This is a genomic window from Acinetobacter sp. YH12039, assembly GCF_013420015.1.
Lineage (GTDB): Bacteria > Pseudomonadota > Gammaproteobacteria > Pseudomonadales > Moraxellaceae > Acinetobacter > Acinetobacter amyesii.
The window spans coordinates 1-20904 of the sequence record NZ_VOZA01000010.1 but is presented as its reverse complement, the minus strand read 5'-3'; the positions used below and the strand labels follow the sequence as shown (position 1 = coordinate 20904).

At 40.7% G+C, this 20904-nt stretch carries 22 protein-coding genes; 12 read left to right on the top strand and 10 right to left on the bottom strand.

Annotation, left to right across the window (positions count from 1 at the left end):
- Nucleotides 1-158: 158 nt before the first annotated feature.
- Genes FTT98_RS06300 through FTT98_RS06290 form a run of 3 tightly spaced genes read right to left on the bottom strand, consistent with a single transcriptional unit; the run spans nt 159 to nt 2840 of the window.
- Nucleotides 159-503 (bottom strand): type I secretion C-terminal target domain-containing protein, encoded by a 345-nt coding sequence (locus FTT98_RS06300; protein WP_180012168.1) that lies wholly within the window; start codon nt 501-503, stop codon nt 159-161.
- Nucleotides 484-2043, bottom strand: coding sequence for a hypothetical protein (locus FTT98_RS06295; RefSeq protein ID WP_180012170.1), 1560 nt, complete (start codon nt 2041-2043; stop codon nt 484-486). Before FTT98_RS06295 ends, FTT98_RS06300 begins: the two co-directional genes overlap by 20 nt.
- Nucleotides 2040-2840: a cadherin-like domain-containing protein gene (locus FTT98_RS06290; protein WP_180040702.1), complete on the bottom strand. Its 801-nt coding sequence runs from the start codon at nt 2838-2840 to the stop codon at nt 2040-2042. Before FTT98_RS06290 ends, FTT98_RS06295 begins: the two co-directional genes overlap by 4 nt.
- Between FTT98_RS06290 and FTT98_RS06285 the strand changes: the two genes are divergently transcribed.
- The 4 genes from FTT98_RS06285 (at nt 2821) to lon (ending at nt 7005) form a co-directional block, all read left to right on the top strand.
- The gene (locus FTT98_RS06285) at nt 2821-3444 is read left to right on the top strand and encodes a hypothetical protein (protein ID WP_180040700.1); all 624 of its coding nucleotides are present in this window, start codon (nt 2821-2823) and stop codon (nt 3442-3444) included. The genes FTT98_RS06290 and FTT98_RS06285 overlap by 20 nt on opposite strands.
- A 1-nt stretch (nt 3445) precedes the next feature.
- Complete coding sequence (locus FTT98_RS06280; protein WP_180040698.1) at nt 3446-3706, top strand: OmpA family protein; 261 nt, start codon at nt 3446-3448, stop codon at nt 3704-3706.
- A gap of 137 nt (nt 3707-3843) precedes the next feature.
- On the top strand, nt 3844-4431 hold the full coding sequence (locus FTT98_RS06275; protein WP_180040696.1) for a 5-formyltetrahydrofolate cyclo-ligase: 588 nt from the start codon (nt 3844-3846) through the stop codon (nt 4429-4431).
- 147 nt (nt 4432-4578) lie between these two features.
- Nucleotides 4579-7005: an endopeptidase La gene (gene lon / locus FTT98_RS06270; protein ID WP_180177167.1), complete on the top strand. Its 2427-nt coding sequence runs from the start codon at nt 4579-4581 to the stop codon at nt 7003-7005.
- Nucleotides 7006-7421: 416 nt separating this feature from the next.
- Here lon and FTT98_RS06265 read toward each other — a convergent pair whose 3' ends face one another.
- Nucleotides 7422-8384 carry a M20/M25/M40 family metallo-hydrolase gene (locus FTT98_RS06265; protein WP_373685131.1) on the bottom strand — a complete coding sequence of 321 codons (963 nt, stop codon included), beginning with the start codon at nt 8382-8384 and terminating at the stop codon, nt 7422-7424.
- A gap of 152 nt (nt 8385-8536) precedes the next feature.
- On the opposite strand from FTT98_RS06265, the gene rlmH reads away from it, so the two are divergent.
- From rlmH to FTT98_RS18340, 4 genes are all read left to right on the top strand, one after another.
- A complete protein-coding gene (gene rlmH, locus FTT98_RS06260) occupies nt 8537-9019 on the top strand; it encodes a 23S rRNA (pseudouridine(1915)-N(3))-methyltransferase RlmH (RefSeq protein WP_180040694.1) in 483 nt (160 codons plus the stop codon).
- Between the two features lie 136 nt (nt 9020-9155).
- Entirely contained in the window at nt 9156-9932 is a 777-nt protein-coding gene (locus FTT98_RS06255; protein WP_180040692.1) for a dioxygenase, read from the top strand.
- A gap of 168 nt (nt 9933-10100) precedes the next feature.
- Complete coding sequence (locus FTT98_RS06250; RefSeq protein ID WP_180040690.1) at nt 10101-10877, top strand: META and DUF4377 domain-containing protein; 777 nt, start codon at nt 10101-10103, stop codon at nt 10875-10877.
- A 44-nt stretch (nt 10878-10921) separates the two neighbouring features.
- On the top strand, nt 10922-11458 hold the full coding sequence (locus FTT98_RS18340; protein WP_180040732.1) for an META domain-containing protein: 537 nt from the start codon (nt 10922-10924) through the stop codon (nt 11456-11458).
- Nucleotides 11459-11504: 46 nt separating this feature from the next.
- On the opposite strand, the gene gdhA is transcribed toward FTT98_RS18340, so the two are convergent.
- Nucleotides 11505-12851: an NADP-specific glutamate dehydrogenase gene (gene gdhA / locus FTT98_RS06240; protein ID WP_227591817.1), complete on the bottom strand. Its 1347-nt coding sequence runs from the start codon at nt 12849-12851 to the stop codon at nt 11505-11507.
- Between the two features lie 330 nt (nt 12852-13181).
- Between gdhA and FTT98_RS06235 the strand changes: the two genes are divergently transcribed.
- Nucleotides 13182-13976, top strand: a complete 795-nt coding sequence (locus tag FTT98_RS06235) for an RnfABCDGE type electron transport complex subunit B (protein ID WP_180040687.1) — start codon at nt 13182-13184, stop codon at nt 13974-13976.
- A gap of 2 nt (nt 13977-13978) precedes the next feature.
- The gene (nth, locus tag FTT98_RS06230; protein ID WP_180040685.1) at nt 13979-14668 is read left to right on the top strand and encodes an endonuclease III; all 690 of its coding nucleotides are present in this window, start codon (nt 13979-13981) and stop codon (nt 14666-14668) included.
- Nucleotides 14669-14724: 56 nt separating this feature from the next.
- On the opposite strand, the gene FTT98_RS06225 is transcribed toward nth, so the two are convergent.
- From FTT98_RS06225 to FTT98_RS06210, 4 genes are all read right to left on the bottom strand, one after another.
- Nucleotides 14725-14922: a hypothetical protein gene (locus FTT98_RS06225; RefSeq protein ID WP_180003963.1), complete on the bottom strand. Its 198-nt coding sequence runs from the start codon at nt 14920-14922 to the stop codon at nt 14725-14727.
- 86 nt (nt 14923-15008) lie between these two features.
- The gene (gene adk / locus FTT98_RS06220; protein ID WP_078189866.1) at nt 15009-15668 is read right to left on the bottom strand and encodes an adenylate kinase; all 660 of its coding nucleotides are present in this window, start codon (nt 15666-15668) and stop codon (nt 15009-15011) included.
- 84 nt (nt 15669-15752) lie between these two features.
- Entirely contained in the window at nt 15753-17069 is a 1317-nt protein-coding gene (locus FTT98_RS06215; RefSeq protein WP_078189867.1) for a hypothetical protein, read from the bottom strand.
- A gap of 64 nt (nt 17070-17133) precedes the next feature.
- A complete protein-coding gene (locus tag FTT98_RS06210) occupies nt 17134-17652 on the bottom strand; it encodes a hypothetical protein (RefSeq protein WP_180040683.1) in 519 nt (172 codons plus the stop codon).
- 234 nt (nt 17653-17886) lie between these two features.
- On the opposite strand from FTT98_RS06210, the gene mrdA reads away from it, so the two are divergent.
- Together mrdA and rsmD are read left to right on the top strand one after the other, a co-directional pair.
- Nucleotides 17887-19929, top strand: coding sequence for a penicillin-binding protein 2 (gene mrdA, locus FTT98_RS06205; protein ID WP_180040681.1), 2043 nt, complete (start codon nt 17887-17889; stop codon nt 19927-19929).
- 3 nt (nt 19930-19932) lie between these two features.
- Nucleotides 19933-20484, top strand: coding sequence for a 16S rRNA (guanine(966)-N(2))-methyltransferase RsmD (gene rsmD / locus FTT98_RS06200; RefSeq protein WP_180040679.1), 552 nt, complete (start codon nt 19933-19935; stop codon nt 20482-20484).
- A 56-nt stretch (nt 20485-20540) separates the two neighbouring features.
- On the opposite strand, the gene FTT98_RS06195 is transcribed toward rsmD, so the two are convergent.
- Nucleotides 20541-20702 carry a hypothetical protein gene (locus tag FTT98_RS06195; RefSeq protein ID WP_180040677.1) on the bottom strand — a complete coding sequence of 54 codons (162 nt, stop codon included), beginning with the start codon at nt 20700-20702 and terminating at the stop codon, nt 20541-20543.
- Between the last annotated feature and the right edge of the window lie 202 nt (nt 20703-20904).

Genomic DNA, 20904 nt, shown 5'->3' with positions numbered 1-20904 from the left:
TTAAGCGCAAAGAAAGCTTATTCAATATACAAGTGTAGATATAGCGTATTTGTTTTAATTCCGATGAGTTGTTGATTAAAACCAAGTCTTCAATCTGCATTCACTTTTTGGGAAGCAAAAAAAAGCACCCGAAGGTGCTTTTTTAGTTCATCAAATGATTAGTAAATAATTTGATTATTGTTGATTAGGTCATCTAGTTCGACTTTGCTCGTTTGATTGAGCAAGACCACGAGATCTTGTGATTCGTATTTCAGACCTGATGTGCCATCACGGTCAATTGAAATCACAGCTGAATCAGTTTCTTCGTCATATGCTACTGTTACAAACTCTGCGAGATTCGCTTCAGTTGCATCGTCAGAAAGTAATGAAGAGATATCGATTTGGTCAGCAATAGAAAAATCATTTACTGTTGTTAATGTATTACCGCCCAAATTGTCATCTGCAAGAAGGTCAAAAACAATATCATCACCAATAAGTAAACTTTCACTTTCTAATGAGAACATCGCAAACGATGCTGTCGCAGTCACTGTTTCCTAACTCTGTTTCGAGCTGGGTTGTAAGTACATTTACATCTTGAATTGAGGTTTCAGGGACTGTAACTTTCACTACAAAATCTTCAACTTGACTACTTGAAGTGCCTTGATAAGCATAATACCCATCTGAATCTTTGCTTACTGATATACCATTTACCGAAACTTTGGCATCAACTAAAGCATCAAGAGCAGCAGATTTAAATTTCACACCATTTACATTCACATTTGCCTCTGCATCATTTAGAACTTCTGCATGTAAAGTAAATTGTAAAACTTTCTCTGGAACGCCTGCTTCCGGAGCTATTACACCAAGTTGATCCTGTCCATTTTGATTTTTCTCATCTGTCTTAGCAATTTGAGTTCCATCCGCAAATAGCACACCTTCCAACATATTAATTTGGAAACCACTTACATTTTGGACACCCGTAATACTCAAGTTAAAACCATCATTATAGTTGGTTGTATCAGAGTTGTTTAAAATCATTGAATTGACAGGATATTTTTCACCTGAATACGCTTCATCAAATACAATCCAGTCACTCGGAGTACCTTTTTCACCTCCAAAGTCTTTAGGGAAACTATTTGAGAAATTAAGCCCAAGCTCATTCTGAGTCAGAACTTTGTCAATTTTCTCCCAATTGATAATAATAATTTCAGAAACGTTAATTTCACTTTTCAAATTAGTAAAGATTCTTAGCGCTTCGTTAATTTTATTGAAATCATTACCATACTGTGGATCATTGATAATAGCTTGCATCTGTGCAGCAATATCTACAATTTTCGCACCCGCAACAAGATCATCAGAAACATAATTACCTTGTGCATCTTTATAAATCGTACCTAGGTTTGGAACGTTAATCACTGAACTTGACGCACCACCACCAGTTCCACCTGATGTTGACCCTGATACCGAAATTTCACTTGTTAATGTTGCTTTTAACTCAATGAGTTCAGCATTGCCAGTTACAGGAGTTGTAACTTTACCATCAGTAACTTGAAGACTTATCGAAGGCAATACAGCACCTGAATTTAGCTGATCCGCACCTTTCTGAGTTAAGGTTACAGATTGATCAGCCAATGATAATTGATAGAAACCGTCGGCACTAACTGTCGAGCCATTAGCAAATGTCACAGTCAGACTATCATTATCTGCATCCGATGCAGCATAAGCAGCAATTTTTTGACCGGCAACAGCTGCACCAACAGTGACTACTTCTGGTTCAATTTCAATTTCAGGTGCTACGTTTGTTACAGAAGCAGGATACAAAATTACACCGAACTCTAATTCTGAACTTGCAGTTGAACCATTCGATTTTTCAGTTGCAAGAGATTCAAGCTTCACGTTCAACTGTAAAGAATTACCCGTAACAGCCAAACTTGGTGGTGCAATCGCCACTAAGTTTGAACCTTCGATACTCATTCCATCAGCGACAAAACTTAAATTGCCATTTGTATCCGCAGTTCCAAGCAATACTCGAGTTCCGTCCTCTGTAATAGCATAAATTTTCATACCTTAATATCAGCATAAGATAGTGTTTGACCCGCGATGATTGGTGTTTTATTCCCAGCAGCATCTACGATTGTCAATACACCGTCTTTTGGCAGATTTGTTACCGTAATAACAAGCTGATCATTTGCTGTATTTGCATCTGAAATACCAAAATGCGCCCATGTTAATGTCACACTTTGATCTTCTATCGTAACCACTTGGGTTGTCTCAACTTCAGGAGCGATATTGTCCACTGGGACAGTTTTATCTACTTCCTCACCCGGATTACCTGATTCATCTTCATAGCTATCTGTAGGGACAGTTACTGTAACGTTACCATCAACACCTGGAGGTACTTCACCAGTCACAATATAAGAGCCGTCAGGTTGTTCCACTGGCGGCGTAAATGGTACTTCGATTGGACCATTTGGACCTTCAACAACGATTTTATCTTCTGTAATCGTCGATGGATCAACATCATCAGGATAAGTTACAGTAATCTTACCATCTGGTGTAATCGTCACTTCTGCTACAAGCGGAACCATATTGATGTTTTCGTTGCCTGTACCTGGTAGACCCAGGTTACCCGAAGTGTCTTCATATGAACCTTCTGGTACATTAACCGTAACTTTGCCTTCAACGTCCTCTGGCACTTTACCCGTTACCGTAATTGAACCGTCTGGTTGAGTCTCAGGTGTACCAAACTCAACCACGATGTCTTTGCCATTTGGATCTTTAACCGTAATTTGGTCAGGCGTAATTGTGGATGGATCAGTGTCATCAGGGTAAGTCTGTACGATGTCACCATTCGGTGTCACAGTCACTTCAACTTGTGGACGCTCAGTTGTCGCATGTTCAACTTTTCCTGGCGTAAATAAATATGCAAAACCAGATAATTTATTGTTTCAAAACAATATGATTGATGCATACAAAATACATGTGCAACGTGATGAAAAATTATGCGCAGATGATCAAGCTAAGAACCAAAAATGTGCAACTAAACTCTATATAGATGAATTTAAAGCGGGTGATTTTTATATTAATAATTCTGCTGATTTTTATTTAAAAGAAGGCGAATACCAATTTAAGGTGAAAAATTGTACAACTCATTGTAAAAATTATTCAGTTAGCTATTGTGTAAACGAAAAGTCACTTTTGAATAACTTATTACTTACAGTTGATAATAATGGCAAACCTATTATATTAAATAATGATGGCACTACGATTAATAATTGCCCGATTAGAGAAAATGCTCTAAATAATGTGATAAAACCAATTGAACCTAGTTTAGATAATATAAATTTAGCTGCCGATTCTTTATTTAAATTTAATGGTGGCAAACTAAATGATTTACTTCCTGCAGGTAAATCAAGCTTGAATGAACTAGCAACTAAACTTAATAACCAATATGCACGTGATTGATATGATTAAGCTTACCGGCCATACCGACCGTTTAGGCAGTGAACAATATAATCAGCAACTTGCATTGCAACGTGCACAGACTGTCAAAAATTACTTAATGAACCAAGGGATTGCTGGAAACAAATTAAGTTTCGCTTCAGCAGGTGAAACTCAGCCTGTAACCAATGGTTGTTTTGATGTGCAAGATCGAAATGCCTTAAAAGCTTGCTTACAAGCAGATCGTCGTGTTGACGTCCAAATTCTTGGTATTAAAAAGCCTTAAATAAGTCCGCGTTCCTTAAGCCGACTAGTGTTTTAAGGAACGCTTTATATAAAAAAGATAAAATCTATTTCTTCGGACTTTTAAGCTTGAACGCGTTAAAATGCCTTTGAGAATTTTGTGCTACTTTGAAATGAATCATGACTTTGAGCACCACCAGCCTTCGTAAACAACTCCGTAAGCAGCGTCGTAACCTAAACCTATGGGAGCAACGACAAGCTGAACAACAAGTCCTACAGCGTTTAATCAGACTCAGTTATTTTAAGCGCAGTCAGCATATAGGCGTTTATTTACATGCATTTGGTGAAATTCACACTCAAAAGCTTATCCACTACTGTTTTTCGCATCAAAAACACGTGTATTTACCCATGATTTGCAACATGAATCAGCAACTGGTTTGGGTTGAAATCTCACGTCATCAATACATTAGTAAACGTTTTTCTCATCACCCACTCGGCATGAAAGAGCCTATGGCGAGTCGTGGGAAGCATGTTTCTCATCTTGACCTTTTAATCATGCCCTTGCTCGCTTGCGACAAGTACGGCACACGTATTGGCATGGGGGGTGGCTTCTACGATAAAACATTAGCAACAGCTCACTCTATACCCTACCGTTTAGGACTTGGTCACGATTTTCAACTCATCCAAGACCCCTTAGTCCGAGAAGCATGGGATCAACCGCTAGATGGCTTTATCAGCCCATCTCAAACTTTAAGTTTCAAACGTTAATTTGATATTTTTGACGCTGAGTTACACTTAAAAATCACATATTTAGTCATTTTTTATACATTTTAATTGGCATGACCCTTGTAATTTAAAAAATACACATCACTATAAAAAACATGGCAACACCGTTGTCACTCATTAGGAGTGCCCATGTCTGAGATTATTATGAATGAAGAAAGCTTGGAAACTACAATTCCGAGCGTATTACCGCTTTTAGCGCTACGAGATGTGGTTGTATATCCTCACATGCAAATTGCACTGTTTGTGGGTCGCGAAAAGTCGATCAATGCAGTCAATGTCGCACGTGACAGTGACAATCTTGTATTCGTAGTTGCACAAAAAGATTCGCTTACAGAAGAAATTGATCACGACAATTTATATCAATACGGTACTGTCGCGAAGATTGTGCAAGTTGTGAATCATGAGAATGATGAAAACTGTATAAAAGTACTGATTGAAGGCTTATATCGTGCCAAGCTAGAAAAAATTATCGATGCCGATGATTACCTGACTGCCGAGCATTCATTAAGCCCAATGACGGTTTCTGTAGACTCAGAAACTCAGAATAACCGTGTCGAAGAATTACGTACCTTATTTGCTCAATATGCAGAAGCAAAACTGCGTAATGCACGTGAATTGATTGCAGCAGCCAATAAAATTGATGATTTACTGCAATTATTATTCTTCGTAGCAACACGCGTGCCTCTGAATATTGATGTCAAACAAAAATTCTTAGAGCATGATGAATTTGAAGCACATTTAGCTGAACTCATGACCTACTTATTACAACAGTCAGAAGAACAGCAAATTGAGCAAACCTTACATGATTCTGTAAAACGCCAAATGGAAAAGAATCAGCGTGAATACTTCTTAAATGAAAAAATGAAGGTCATTCAACGCGAACTTTCTGACATGAATGGCGGTGCTGAAGATGACGTTGCAGAAATTGAAAAACGTCTAGCTGAAGCCGATTTACCTGAACATGTACGTAAAAAAGCTGAAAATGAGTTCCGCAAGCTAAAAGCGATGCAACCTGCTTCAAGCGAAGCTGCTGTCGTGCGTAACTACCTAGAAGTTATTTTAGATACGCCTTGGAACAAAGCTAGCAAAGTCAGCATTAACCTTGCGAAAGCTCAAGATATTCTTGATGCCGATCACTATGGTTTAGACGACGTGAAAGACCGCATCGTGGAATACCTTGCTGTTCAATCACGTGTGAAAAAACTTCGTGGTCCAATCCTGTGCTTAGTTGGTCCTCCAGGTGTTGGTAAAACTTCACTCGGTGAATCTGTTGCCAAAGCGACTGGTCGTGAATTTGTCCGTATGGCGCTTGGCGGCGTGCGTGATGAAGCTGAAATCCGTGGTCACCGTCGTACTTATATTGGTGCGATGCCAGGTAAAATTGTACAGTCTTTGACAAAAGTTGGCGTAAAGAACCCACTGTTCTTACTCGATGAAATTGACAAAATGGCGCAAGACTACCGTGGAGACCCTGCTTCAGCATTGCTTGAAGTCCTAGATCCATCACAAAACAGCAAGTTCAATGATCACTATTTAGATCTTGATCTAGACCTTTCTGAAGTGATGTTCATCTGTACTGCAAACAGCATGAATATTCCAGAAGCTTTGCTTGACCGTATGGAAGTGATTCGTCTACCGGGTTACACCGAAGATGAAAAAGTGAATATTGCTGAACGTTACCTTGTTCCAAAAGCCATCAAGAACAACGGTCTACGTGCGAAAGAATTAACCGTTCACGAAGAAGCCATCCGCGATATCGTACAACGTTATACACGTGAAGCCGGTGTCCGTAGCTTAGAACGTGAAGTGTCTAAAATTGCACGTAAAGTGGTAAAAGAAGCAGTGAGCAAGAAAGCGAGAAATCTTCAAATTGAAGTGAATTCGAAAAATCTTCCTGACTACTTAGGTCCACACAAATTCGACTTCGGTATGGCCGAAGAAGAAGCTGAAGTGGGTCGTGTAAACGGCTTGGCTTGGACATCTGTTGGTGGTGAACTACTAACAATTGAAGTTGCAGCAGTGAAAGGTAAAGGCAAGTTCATTACCACCGGTTCTCTTGGCGATGTCATGAAAGAATCGATCACAACAGCGATGACCGTTGTACGTACCCGTGCAGATGAACTAGGTATTGAAGCGATTCGCTTTGAAGAAACAGATGTACACGTGCATTTACCAGAAGGTGCAACACCGAAAGATGGTCCATCTGCTGGTTTAGCCCTAACTACCGCTCTTGTTTCAGCGTTTACAGGCATTGCAATTCGTCCAGATATTGCGATGACCGGTGAAACCAGTCTTGGTGGCCGTGCAATGCGCATTGGTGGTTTAAAAGAGAAACTTCTCGCTGCTCACCGTGGTGGCATCAAGCTTGTCTTTATCCCACAAGACAACGTTCGTGACTTGGCTGAGATTCCAGACAATGTCAAAGAAGGTCTAGAAATTAAACCAGTGAAATCGATTGATGAGATTTTACCACTAGCCTTGGTTGATATGCCTAAACCTCTTGCAAAGACACCGATTGTCAAAGCAACTGAAGGTGGCAAAGCTGCACGTCACTAAGCGCTAGCAACTCGCAATAAAAGAAAAAAGCCCTGTTTCGACAGGGCTTTTTTATATCCATTATTTCATACTGTATATTCGAAACTTTTCATTCAAATTCTTCACAACCACCTGATTCAAGCCAACAGCTACAACTATGGATTGGATAACTATTTCAAATTCGACATCAAGATCAATAATAGCCAATAAGAAAGTCTTACAAAATTTGAATGCTATTACTTGAAATATCGCCCTCTATCCCACATATATAGTAGAGAGATATACGCGCTGTATGTTTCTTTATTGGTTCCAATCACGTGTAAAAGCGTGATGATCATTGGAACAAGATGGTCATCTACATCTCCAGGTAGATGACCTTTTATCGCAGTCCACAGGCTTTCGGGGCTGCGTTTTTTATGTCATGCTTTTAAAGACACTCATTTCAAATTTAAGATGGTTTTTACTAAACCATCAATCACTTGAGCCATTTTGTCTAAGTTTAATTTATCCAGGGTATCTTGCTCAGTGTGATAGTGCTTATTACGATAAAATGCCGTATCAGTGATCATCATCGCCGGCATATCAAATTGCCAATAATTCATATGGTCTGAAAAATCCACACCCTGAATAAATGAAGGTGAAATCAAGCGCTCACATTGTAGTTGCTTCAAAGACTCCATCGCCGCACAATACGATGAGGTTAAGTCACGAGACTGAATATTCCCCACCGATGCAATAAAATTCGTATGAGATGGATAAATCCATTTCAGTCCAACTGGATAATCTTGAGTGACTTTGGGATCAAAATAACCAATCATTTCCAGAATATACACACCTGAAATTTTATCCTTTTCCTTTGCTACCGATTTTGCGTGAATAAAACTGCCCATCGACTCTGTTCTAAAATACGGCGGCTCTTCAAGGGTATAAAATACAAATTCAATATTTTGTTTTAATCGCGCTTTTTCAGCCGAAAGAATCCGAGCAGCTTCGAGTACACCTGCAACGCCAGAAGCATTATCATCGGCGCCATGCTGCTCCTCAAATACATCGTAGTGCGCGCCAATGATCACTCGGTTGCTATGCCCTGCATTTAAGGGACAGACCACATTACGGTATGGTTGGCTGTTTACAGTATAGGTTTGAAAACGACAATTCACACCAAATAAACGCATCTGCTCACGAATCCAAGCAGACACCCGGTTTAACTCTTGAATATTCTTATAGTTACGATATTCAGCTTCATTACCAATAATTTGCTCTAAATAGACTTTTAAATTATCCGGTTCAGCTGTTCTAATATTGTTGGCATACGCCGCAAATGAACACCATCCAAAAATTGAAAGCATTGCTGCTTGCTTGAGCAAAAATAATTTACCGTCCTGCCATGTTTTTTTCATTGTTATTATTCCAATTTTCATCTTTGATCTAATCTGTTTATGCTGCGTATTTAAACAGCAAGCAGAACACGATTTCAATTGCAAATTGTGTCTGAACATACAAAGTGCAAGCGAACCGTTATAATGCTCTTTTGTATACTTTCAGGCGCTGTATGAAAATTCGTATTCTGACAATCGGTCAAAAAATGCCAGCATGGGTTCTGACGGGTTTTGAAGATTATTTCAAACGTATTCAGCCTTTTGTTCAAACGCAGATCATTGAACTGCCTATGGCCAAACGTGGCAAAAACGATTCAGAAGCCGACATTTTAAAATACCGTCAAATTGAAGGTGAAAGCATTTTAAATGCCATGAAATCGAATGAAGTACTGATCGCCTTAGAAGTCGGTGGTCGAGAGTTCAGTACCGAAAAACTGGCTGAAACCATGAAAGGTTGGATGCTTGAAGGCAATGATGTGGTTTTAGCCATTGGTGGGCCAGATGGACATTCTGAGGCGGTACGTAAAGCTGCAGCGTGGCATTGGTCTTTATCTAAACTGACTTTGCCACATCCAATGGTTCGTGTCATGCTCATCGAACAGCTATACCGCGCAATGAGTATTAACCATAATCACCCTTACCATCGTGCGGGTTAATCTAAACGGACATCCAGCATCAACAGCAAGCAAGCGTTGCAACAATGAAACAAACCGTTGAAATTATCCGAATTGTTACGCTGAATAATTTAGTGCATGATCATCATATTCCTTTAAACAACCAACGGCGACCGCGATGAATTTACAAACACTTCCAGGTTTATTTATTTCCCATGGCTCACCTATGCTTGCCATCAATCCTGAGCAAGTCGGTCCTGCGTTGGAACGTTTAAGCCTGAATCTTCCAAAACCGGAAGCCATTATTATCATGTCCGCACATTGGGAAAGTAACGCACTAGAAGTAAGTACCAGTGCCCGTCCTGAAACTTGGCATGACTTCCGTGGCTTCCCTGCGGAACTTTATGATATTCGCTATCCAGCACCGGGTAACCCAGAGCTCGCAGAAGAAATTCTCCATTTGCTTGCCAATGCAGGATTATCTGCACACGCCAACAGCACCCGTCCACGCGATCATGGCGTTTGGATGCCGTTATTGCATATGTATCCTGATGCCGACATTCCTGTAATTGAAATATCACTGCCGATGACCATGTCTGCGCAAGAGATCTATAAAATTGGACAAACGCTTGCACCTTTACGTGACAAGCAAATCCTGTTGATTGGATCGGGCAGTATTACTCATAACTTACGTGAATTGGCTTGGGATGGACGTGCAGCAGCCGTGCCTGAATGGGCGTCTACATTCCGTAATTTTGTGGTCAATAAGCTCACTCATCAAGATTTTGATGAAGTTCTCGATTGGCAAAATATTCCGTTTGTACAACGCAACCATCCGACCATTGAACATTTTGCACCTATCTTCTTTGCGATGGGTGCAGGCCCCCGCTTCTCTATTGTTCACAGTAGTTTTAGTATGGGTTCACTAGGTATGGATATTTATCGTTTTGATTAAACGTGAAATAAACTTGGTAGTTTGACTTATTCATAATTTATATTAATAAGTTAACAAATTATTATTCATGGATACATTTTGCTACTTATTTGAGCTGAATGTATTCATATTTTTTTAAAATGAATGGGTTATGCTACAGGCTGAAATTCACTTAGAACAGTTAGCGTAATGAAATTAAAATATTTAGCGATCGCCCTCTTCCCTTTAGTCCTTGCAGCATGTCAATCAAGCGATATCCAAAAAGCTGGAGATTTAGCCGTGAGCGTATTACAACAACAAAATGCTGATAAAACTTTAGCTTCATATCAATGGAGCACCACCACTGAAAATGCGCCAAAACCTTTGGTTTTAAATTTTCTAGAAAATGGCACTTTGGGTATTTCAACCAGCTGTAATAGCATGTCAACCCAATGGAAAGTGGAACACAATACACTTGTAACAGGCAACATTGCATCTACCATGATGGCATGTCCTGATAATGCGATGAAACAAGAAGGACTTGCATCTTCACTCTTTAGTGACCGTAAAGCACCTTTTGTCTTAAATACCACAGATCCACAAAATCCAACGTTAACGATTATTTCTGCAACAGGTGAGAAACTGGTTTTCACTGGAAAATTAACACCTGAAACCCAGTACAACTCACAAGGCGAAACAATTTTCCTTGAAGTCAGCCCTGAAACCAAACAATGTACAGGTGTTGCTCCACAAACTTGTTTGCAAGTGCGTGAAGTGAAGTACGATGAAAAAGGCTTAAAAACACAAGTTGATAAAGACTGGACTTTATTTTACGATCAAATTGAAGGCTTTAAGCACACTCCTGCAGAACGCCAAATTATTCGCGTAAAACGTTTTGAACGTAAAAACCCTGCAGCTGATCAATCAAAATATGCCTATATTTTTGATATGTCAGTCGAACGTGAAGCTGTAAAAGGTACGTTGTAAGTTACAGCCTATAAAAAAACCGAGATCAACGCCTCGGTTTTTTTATATCTTCACAACTGGAAACGCTGATCAGCCGTGCAAAGTTTTCAAATCACGATGTACTGTTCAGCCAATGCTTTAGCGATGTAAATTTAAAGCTACTACAAAAGCAAAATGCCCTGCCTGAATTCATCCTGAAGAATCGCAATCAACAGACCTATATTTTTAAAGGCATACAGCGAATTGCTGATTTACGTGATTTTGAAGCAGAACAATTAACTCAAAAGACGTGGGTTCTCGTAGAGAATAAGGCTCTACCCGCCCCAATAACTCTCACATTCAACAATGGCCGTATAACATTTTTTAGTGGCTGTAATCGCATTGGCCGCAATTATGATGTAGAAAAGCATACTTTGCGTTTTACAGGAGATGTAGGGAGTACCCTGAAGTTCTGCCCACAATTACATCAGCAAGAGCTTCATATAAAACGTTTGCTCAGCCAATCCTTAAATTTTCACTTCAACGTTATAGATAGCAAAATCCAACTTAGGCTCATGAACACTGAGCAACAATTCTATATATTCCAAGCCATTCAGCCATAAAAAACCGAGGCAGAAGCCTCGGTTTTCAGTTCAACTTACGTAGAACTTAGTAAACGCCTTGAGCAAGCATTGCGTCAGCAACTTTTACGAAGCCTGCAATGTTCGCACCGTTTACGTAGTTCACAGTACCATCTTCTTCAGTACCGTATTTCACGCAGTTGCGGTGAATTTCTTTCATGATCGCGTGTAGACGCTCGTCAACTTCTTCGAAAGTCCAACCCAAACGAATTGCGTTTTGAGACATTTCAAGACCAGAAGTCGCAACACCACCCGCATTCGATGCTTTACCTGGTGCATAAAGAATTTTCGCTTCAACGAATTTCTCAACTGCAGCCAAAGTTGAAGGCATGTTCGCACCTTCAGCAACACAGATTACGCCATTAGCAAGAAGAGCTTCAGCATCAGCTTCATCTAATTCATTTTGAGTTGCACATGGCAGCGCGATATCACATTTGATAGACCAAGGACGTTGACCTTCTAAATATTCAAAACCGTGCTTAGATGCAAATTCAGAAATACGGCCACGCTTAACGTTTTTCAATTCCATTACTTCAGCAAGAAGTTCCGTTGTGAAACCGTCTTTTACGTATACAGTACCTGCTGAGTCAGAAAGTGAAACCACTTTCGCACCTAAGTACATTGCTTTTTCAGCAGCGTATTGTGCAACGTTACCAGAACCCGAAATCGTTACGACTTTATCTTTAAAGCTGTCGCCACGAGTTTTCAGCATTTCCTCAGCGAAATACACAGTACCGTAACCAGTTGCTTCAGGACGCGCAAGTGAACCACCGAAAGTTAAACCTTTACCAGTGAACACACATGCTGTGTCGTTGCTTAATTTTTTCATCATACCAGCCATGTAGCCAACTTCACGGCCACCTACCCCGATGTCACCCGCAGGGATGTCAGTGTTAGAACCAAGATGACGGTATAACTCGATCATTAATGCTTGACAGAAACGCATAATTTCGCCTTCAGATTTACCTTTAGGGTCAAAATCTGAACCACCTTTACCACCACCCATAGGAAGTGTAGTTAAAGCATTTTTGAAAGTTTGTTCAAAACCTAAGAATTTAAGAATTGAAAGGTTCACTGATGGGTGGAAACGCATACCACCTTTGAATGGACCAATTGCTGAGTTGTATTGAACACGGAAAGCACGGTTAACTTGAGTTTGACCTTTGTCATCTACCCATGAAACACGGAACTGAATTGCACGCTCAGGCTCAACAAGACGTTCTAGCAAACCGTAGTCAGCATATTGTGGGTTCTTTTCGATGAATGGCCAAAGGCTCGTCATCACTTCTTCAACAGCTTGAAGAAATTCAGGTTGATGTTCATCACGTGTTTTAACGTAGTCTAGGAAGTCGTTAAGGCTGTTATATTTCAACACTTAATCCTCAGCAGATGTATGGATCAAAATTGATCACAATTTTGATCAAAGATATATTTTGGCGCAAAATATTAAATATCTTTTGTAACTAATCAGCAATAGTTTTTTTAAAAAATCTTTAAATTCTTTATAGAACAGCGATTTAAATTGATTAATCAGATATTTTAGTTATAAATACTATTACTTTTAGGAATATTTTAATGAATTATTTTGCTCATTTATGATGCATCTATAGACCCATTTTTGCGCACAGCAATTCATACTGAAACATGCTAGAATTCAACGTCCTCTTTGGTTTTTCTCTGCCTTCATTTGTACTCGCGACTACCCATGACTTCTGAAATTTCCCTCATCCAACAAATTGATGCCCTATTGCCACAAACTCAATGTGGACTTTGTGGACACCGAGACGGCTGCTTACCCTATGCCAAAGCCATCAGTGAAGGAGAAGAAGCCAATAAATGTATACCCGGTGGTCAACCTGTGGCAGATTCACTAGCAGCGTTATTAAATCGTCCACACTTAACAGCAGAAGCCAGCGTTTGGCCAATCCAAAGTGATGGGCGCCCGCAACGGGTTAAAGCTGTGATTCGTGAGGATGAATGTATTGGTTGTACCAAATGTATCAGTGCCTGCCCTGTCGATGCCATTATTGGCTCAGGCAAATTGATGCATACCGTCTTGATGGATTTATGTACGGGCTGCGAACTCTGCATTCCACCTTGTCCAGTGGATTGTATCGACCTTATCGAAGAGCTTGATCAAGTGCCATCTGAAGCCGTTCGAATCGCAGAACAGAATGATTTACGTCGCCGCTACTATGCACATATTCAACGTGAGGAAAAGCGCCGAATTCATCGTAAAGGCCCTGTTGTACGCGCAGAAATTGATACGGAACTTTTTGCCCAATTTTCGACCCAGACAGACTCGGTACCGGTCATTGAAGTCGTAGAAAAACCAACTACACCAGTCGTGCAGCTCGATGCAAAAACCACCATTGAACTTGCTAAAATTCGAACACAAATCAAAAAGTTAGAAAAACAGCTGAGTGTACGAGACGATGCAAAAAAACGTGAGTTACTCCATACGCTCACGCAACAATTAACACAACTGCAAGGGGCTTAATCATGGCTGTTAAAAACATGACTAAGAAGCAAATTCAAACTTTTTTTGAACGCTTACGTGAGCAACGCCCCAACCCGAAAACCGAACTCAATTATAGTAGTGCATTTGAACTTTTAGTGGCTGTTACCCTATCTGCTCAGGCCACTGATGTTAGCGTCAATAAAGCCACAGATAAACTTTTTCCAATAGCAAATACTCCTGAAGCTATTTATGCGTTAGGTGTTGACGGACTGAAGGAATATATCAAGACCATTGGCCTGTATAACTCAAAAGCGGAAAATGTCATTAAAGCCTGCAAGATGCTCATTGAGAAGCATAACAGTATCGTTCCGAATAATCGTGCAGATTTGGAAGCCTTACCCGGTGTCGGTCGTAAAACTGCAAATGTGGTGCTGAATACTGCTTTTGGACAACCAACCATGGCAGTCGATACGCATATTTTTCGTTTAGGGAATCGAACAGGATTGGCTGTCGGCAAAAATGTTCTGGAAGTCGAACACCGACTCGTCAAAGTCATCCCCAAAGAGTTTATTGTTGATTCACATCATTGGCTGATTTTACATGGACGCTATTGCTGCATTGCCCGCAAACCCAAATGTGATGAATGTATCGTGTCTGATGTGTGTAATTGGCCCGACCGTTTTGACTTTGGCGCATTAAGACCGATTAAAACCACCCAAATTGAAGATTAATCTCTTCAATTTCGGGGCAGATGGAATTTGTAAGAATCAATTGATCGAGTTGATGCTTAATTTTTATCTTGTTCTTTTTGTTTTTTATCAAGCTCTTGCTGCAGCTTTGGATGTAAGCGATATTGCTTCGGGCTCAGTTTAGCTTGCTCTGCTTCTTCCACTTGCACCTTACGCAACATTTTAAAGCTGACAAATAATAAGCCCAATAACACCGCCACAGCGATGATGACCATTATAACCAAAGCAAATTTCATAACAGATTCGCCCTAAAAGCCACATAAAAAAAGAGCCCCACTATGCAGTAGGACTCTTTGATTGTCAAAAATTCAAAAAAGTTGAATTATTTAGACTGATCTAATATCGCGAACAAATCAGTTTGAACTTGATCGATTGGACGAAGACCATTTAATTTGTCATAAGTCGGTGCGTTTTCGCCAGAAGCTGCACGACCTTGGTAGAAACCAACCAATTGCTCAGTTTCAGCGTGGTAAGAACCTAAACGCTTGCGAATTGTTGCTTCTTGGTCATCTGGACGTTGAACAAGGTCTTCACCAGTTTCGTCATCTTTACCTTCCACTTTTGGTGGGTTGTAAACGGTGTGATATACACGACCAGATGCTGGGTGTTGACGACGACCAGATAAACGTTGAACGATTTCTTCGTCAGGTACATCAATTTCAATTACGTGATCGATGCTGATACCTTCGTTTTCAAGCGCTTCAGCTTGTGGAATCGTACGCGGGAAACCGTCAAAAATGCAGCCGTTGACACAGTCAGGTTGAGCAATGCGTTCTTTTACAAGACCAATAATAAGCTCATCAGATACAAGGCCGCCATTGTCCATGACGCTTTTAGCTTGTAGACCTAATTCAGTACCTTCACGAATCGCAGCACGGAGCATATCACCGGTTGAAATTTGTGGGATATCGTAGCGCTTACAGATCAACTGAGCTTGTGTACCTTTACCTGCTCCAGGTGGTCCGAGTAATATAATGCGCATAAAAAAACATCCTCATTTTAAACATTGTATATGACGCTATGTAGTGATCTGAACCCAAGATTCAGATCGTCTTCCAGCATCTAATTATAAGAAAGCCACAAACAAATGTATTGTACCCGCGATAAAACCGGTTACACCACCCAAGACAATTAAAATCCATTCGTCTTCCTGAAATGCAGGACGTAATAGATTTTGAAATTCTTTCGGTGTTAGCTCACGAATACGGTCTCTAAACATTTGAAAGATTTTCTGTGCACGGCTCGCATTAAACGCAGGGTCGCATACAGGCACCATCGTAATTTCAATTGAGCGATCGATCAAGTCTGTCTTGAGTTTTGCGTACTCTTTTGGACCTAAAGACAACTGTAATGAGGTACGAACCAGTGGAGATTCCATAATTTCATTAATATGACGTTTCACAATGCGACGGGTCTTATCTTTCTTCCCGCCATACATCATTTCGGTCATGATAGATTTTAACGTAATTAGGTCTTCTGTGACTACACTTGCGAATACATCCGAAACTTCTTCTTGGCGTTTCATAAACGCGCCTTGAACATTGTACGTTCCAATACGTGGAATCACAGGTTTAATCCAAGGGAATTTACGATCTTTAGTTAATTCAAATAATTGCAAATACTTAACAGGGTGCGGCTCAATGGGATTAAATACCATCCAGATGGCAATCCAGTTGGTCAAAAAGCCCCAAATTGCTGCCCAAAATGGAACTGTCCAATGCCATGGCACCACAAACCAAACAACCATCTGGAAGATACCAAAGAACATCCCAATCAAGGCACTAATATGCCAAATAAAGTTGATTTCTTTCTGGCCAACTTTAAGGAACATCCGCACCATCAAGAGACGATCCGCTTCCATTTGACTCACCACCATTTCACGCATGTCAACAAGTGACTCTACGTTCATGGTCAGTTCGGTCACGAGTTCTTTTAAGGTATTTGGTAGCTGTTTATGTGCTTGGGCATAAATACGGCGTTTAATCGAATACGGTAGGTTTTCCCAAAGCACCGCATTTCGGTCTAGCATGACTTCATCAATCAAATGCTCAAGCTCAAAGCCAACTTGTTCACCAATGATGCGCGCCATATCCTCAGGATCCATTGCATCCAAAAACTCGCGTAAGGAACCCAATTTAGACAATGTGTTATCCGTAATAATGCCAGAAATACGTCCAGCTTTTCTTGGCACAATCCCCTGCCATCCCACGGGTAATGGACCTAAATGGAATCCCCAGAAAGTAATCGGGTAAAACACCATTTTCAGTGCCATCCAAACGTGTGCCCAGGTAACGAATGCGGTAACGGGGATAATACTCAGCACAGCCCAAAAATCGGGACGTTGCAAAAAGGTTTGCCACAATTCGTTAACGTACTCAAGCATGCATAACTTCCATATTTAATTTTATTCAGTGAGTGCGGTTATAAAATAAAGTTGATTATTTTCACTACAAACCAAAACTTAAAGTATATGAGATTTGTAGTCTCGGTTCGGTTTCCACAATCACATTACCTGATTTGTCTTCTAATTTTTCACCCGCACCCATGCCTACACTAAACGTACTAATACGCTCGGCACTCAACATCACATAAGCAAGATCGATACCACCACCTAAACGCGCTTCATCTTCACCATCTACTTTCTTGGAGTCGATGTGGCCCGCATAAGCTCCGATATAATAACCATTTTTATCTTTGCCAGTGAGATGAACTGGGTGACGAAAGCCGACTTGCCCACCAGGTGTTTTATCATCGTTCAAGAAAACACCAGCTTTTGCATAGGCAATGCCATATGTGTTTACCCACTCACCATTCACGTGAATAATTTTTTGAGTAAAACCTGCTCCAACATTCCATGGTTGATAACCCTCACCTGTTAATTTTGCCTCAGGTAAAAATGAATTGTCATTGGCATGTGCGATGCTTCCAAGCATCATAAATGCAAGCAATGGATATAATTTATTCATTGTTTTCACAAACTTCCTTAGTATTATTTTTTGGATTATTCCTTTTTTATACGTTTCGACTTTAGCAGAATAATATGAACTGTTATACACAAAGCCCTATATTTTTCATGTCTGCAAAGTCAAAATATAGACTGCAATCACAGCAGAGTCGTTTTTATTTATCAAAAAAATGTCAGTTGCGCTAGAATATGCCTCTTCCGTTATTTTAGCTCTCAGTCTTTAAGTCGAACGCGTATGAAGCAGCATTATCCTTTAAAAAATGTCCAGCAAGAAAAGCGGATTTATCGTAATCGCGTGGTGATTTCGATAGGGATTGTCTCCTTCTTTATGCTGTTACTCGTAGCACGTTATGCATATTTGCAAATCAAAAGTTATGAGACCTTTTCGACTGCTGCAGATCAAAACCGAATTCGACTGCAACCGCTTGCACCTTCTCGCGGTTATATCTATGACCGTAATGGCGTGTTATTAGCGGATAATTATCCAGTTTTCTCAGCAACCATGAGCCGAGCGGATGTTGAAGATATTGATGATACGGTAGAGCGCCTAACGCCTCTGTTAGAACTGACAGATGAGGATATCGAACGCTTTAAAAGTCGAATTAAAACCTCTAAAAAGACTGAACGTGTTTCGATAAAATTGAATTTAAATGAAAATGATATCGCCCGTTTTAGTGAGGTAAAATATCAATTTCCGGGTGTCAATATAGAGACCCAGATGACTCGCTACTATCCACATGGTGAACTGTTTGCCCATGTGATTGGCTACGTGGGTCGTATTAATGACAAAGAACTAAAATCGATTGATAAAGATTTATACGCTGGCTCAAACCTGATCGGTAAAATTGGCGTTGAAAAATCATACGAAGAACTTTTACACGGTATGCCGGGAAATGAGTCGGTTGAAGCCGATGCCTTTGGTAATGTGTTACGTCATCTAGGTCGTAAAGATCCGATTCGTGGTAATGACTTATATTTATCCCTAGATTATGGACTGCAAATGGTCGCTTCAGAGCAGCTTGCAGATCGACGTGGTGCGATTGTTGCGATTGACCCACGTACTGGGGAAATTCTTGCTCTCGTTTCTAGTCCAAGTTTTAACCCTAACTTATTTGTTACCGGGATTAGCAGCAAAGATTATTCTGAACTGCGTGATAGTCTCGATCAGCCATTATATAACCGTGCTGTGCAAGGGGCTTATCCTCCGGGTTCAACGATTAAGCCAATGTTTGGTCTAGGTGGTATTCATTATGGTCTAGTGGACTGGAGTACTGCCATTTCCGATCCAGGCTACTTCACGCTTCCGGGTGACAGCCATCGTTTCCGTGACCACAAAAAAACTGGTCATGGTTCAGTTAATTTACACAAAGCTCAAGTCGTTTCCTGCGATACCTACTTCTATGTCTTGTCCTATCGTATGGGCATTGAAAAAATGAATACGTGGATGCGTCAGTTTGGCTTCGGTGAAAAAACCGGTGTTGATTTACCAAGTGAAAGTACGGGGCTATATCCAAATCCTGAATGGAAACTCCGCACACGGAAGTCCAACTGGCTCAAAGGTGAAACCATTTCTGTCAGTATTGGTCAGGGTGCATTTACTGCAACACCATTACAACTGGCGATGGCGACTGCCATTACTGCCAATCAAGGCTCTCATGTTACACCTCACGTTTTGCGTGAAAGTAAAGGCTCTAAAGTCCACAAAGTCCATAACGCCCCTAATGGTCGCATTCAATTTAATGGTAAGCCAGATGATTGGATCAAAATGCGTGATGCCATGATTGATGTGGTACAAACAGGGACCGGTCGTGGTATTCGTACCCCAATGTATCAAATCGCAGGTAAAACAGGAACTGCACAGGTTAAAAGTATTGCCCAAGGTAAACGTTATAACGAGTCCTTATTGACAGAGCGTCAACTTGACCATGGTTTATTTGTTGGTTTTGCCCCTGCGGAAAAACCTGAAATTGCCATTGCCGTCGTTTGGGAAAATGGTCGTCACGGTGGTTCTGCTGCTCAAATTGCGAAACCGATGTTTGACTACTGGTTATTAACACGTAAAAAGAATCCAATTCGTCCTGCAGGCCATCAAATTAGCGGTGGTCTCATGACTGCAGGTCTAAAACCGAGTGAATTACCAAGCGGCTCGAATATTTTATCTGCCGATCCAAATGCAACCCCAACAGCTCAGCAGAACAACAGTGCAACTCAACAATCGAATACTGCAAATACCCCACCTCGTGCTGCCAGTGCCGCACATGCAACCGATGAGGAATAATTCATGAAAAATCAATTAAGAATCATTGGGGGTGAATGGAAACGCCGTCAACTGCCTTTTGCCAGTATTGACGGTTTACGCCCTACACCTGACCGTATCCGTGAGACATTATTTAACTGGCTCATGTGGGATGTTCAAAATGCCAAAGTCCTCGACCTCTGTACAGGTTCAGGTGCTTTGTCATTTGAAGCACTCTCGCGTGGTGCAGCAGAAGCTGTTTTAATTGAACCTGATCGTACCCAAGCGAAGTTCCTCATGGACAATTTAGAACTCCTAAGGGTCAGTAAACAACGTGTGCAACTCAAAAACATGACGGCACAACAAGCCATTCCTAACTTGAAAGACCAATTTGATCTGATTTTCTTAGATCCCCCTTATAGTCTTGATTTATGGCAGGAACTTGCTGAGTTGGTCGATCCCTGCATTGCAGACAATGGTTTAATTTATATCGAAGCTGATCGTGATCTTGCTCAGTTAAAACTGCCGAGCAGTTGGCAGCAAATCAAACAAACCAAAGCAGGTACGGTACGTGCAGGCTTATATAAAAAGGCTTAATGTAAATGCACACAAAAAAGGACGTCAATGCGTCCTTTTTTATTACTTGAAAATCATTAAACCTGTGGTCGAAGTGGACGCTGGCTGTTAAATCCACCCGGGGTTTTAGCTTTATCCACGGGCGTTACTTTAGGACGTTGTTGCTGTGGTTTTTGCTGCTGGGGCTTACTTGTATTGGGTTTAGCTGGCGTCTGAGGCTTTGCGCTTGGACGATGCACATTTGACGGATGCTGAGATGAAGGATTCTGTACATTCGGGTTATGCGCATTTGGTTTATGCGCATTTGGTTTATATAGGACTTACGCATTGACTGATTCAAAAAAGTATTAAAATACTTTATAAAGTATCTGTGATCAGACGAATTAAACATGCTTCTACAGCAACTTGTACATTACCCATTTATATGGGCTTTCTCATGAC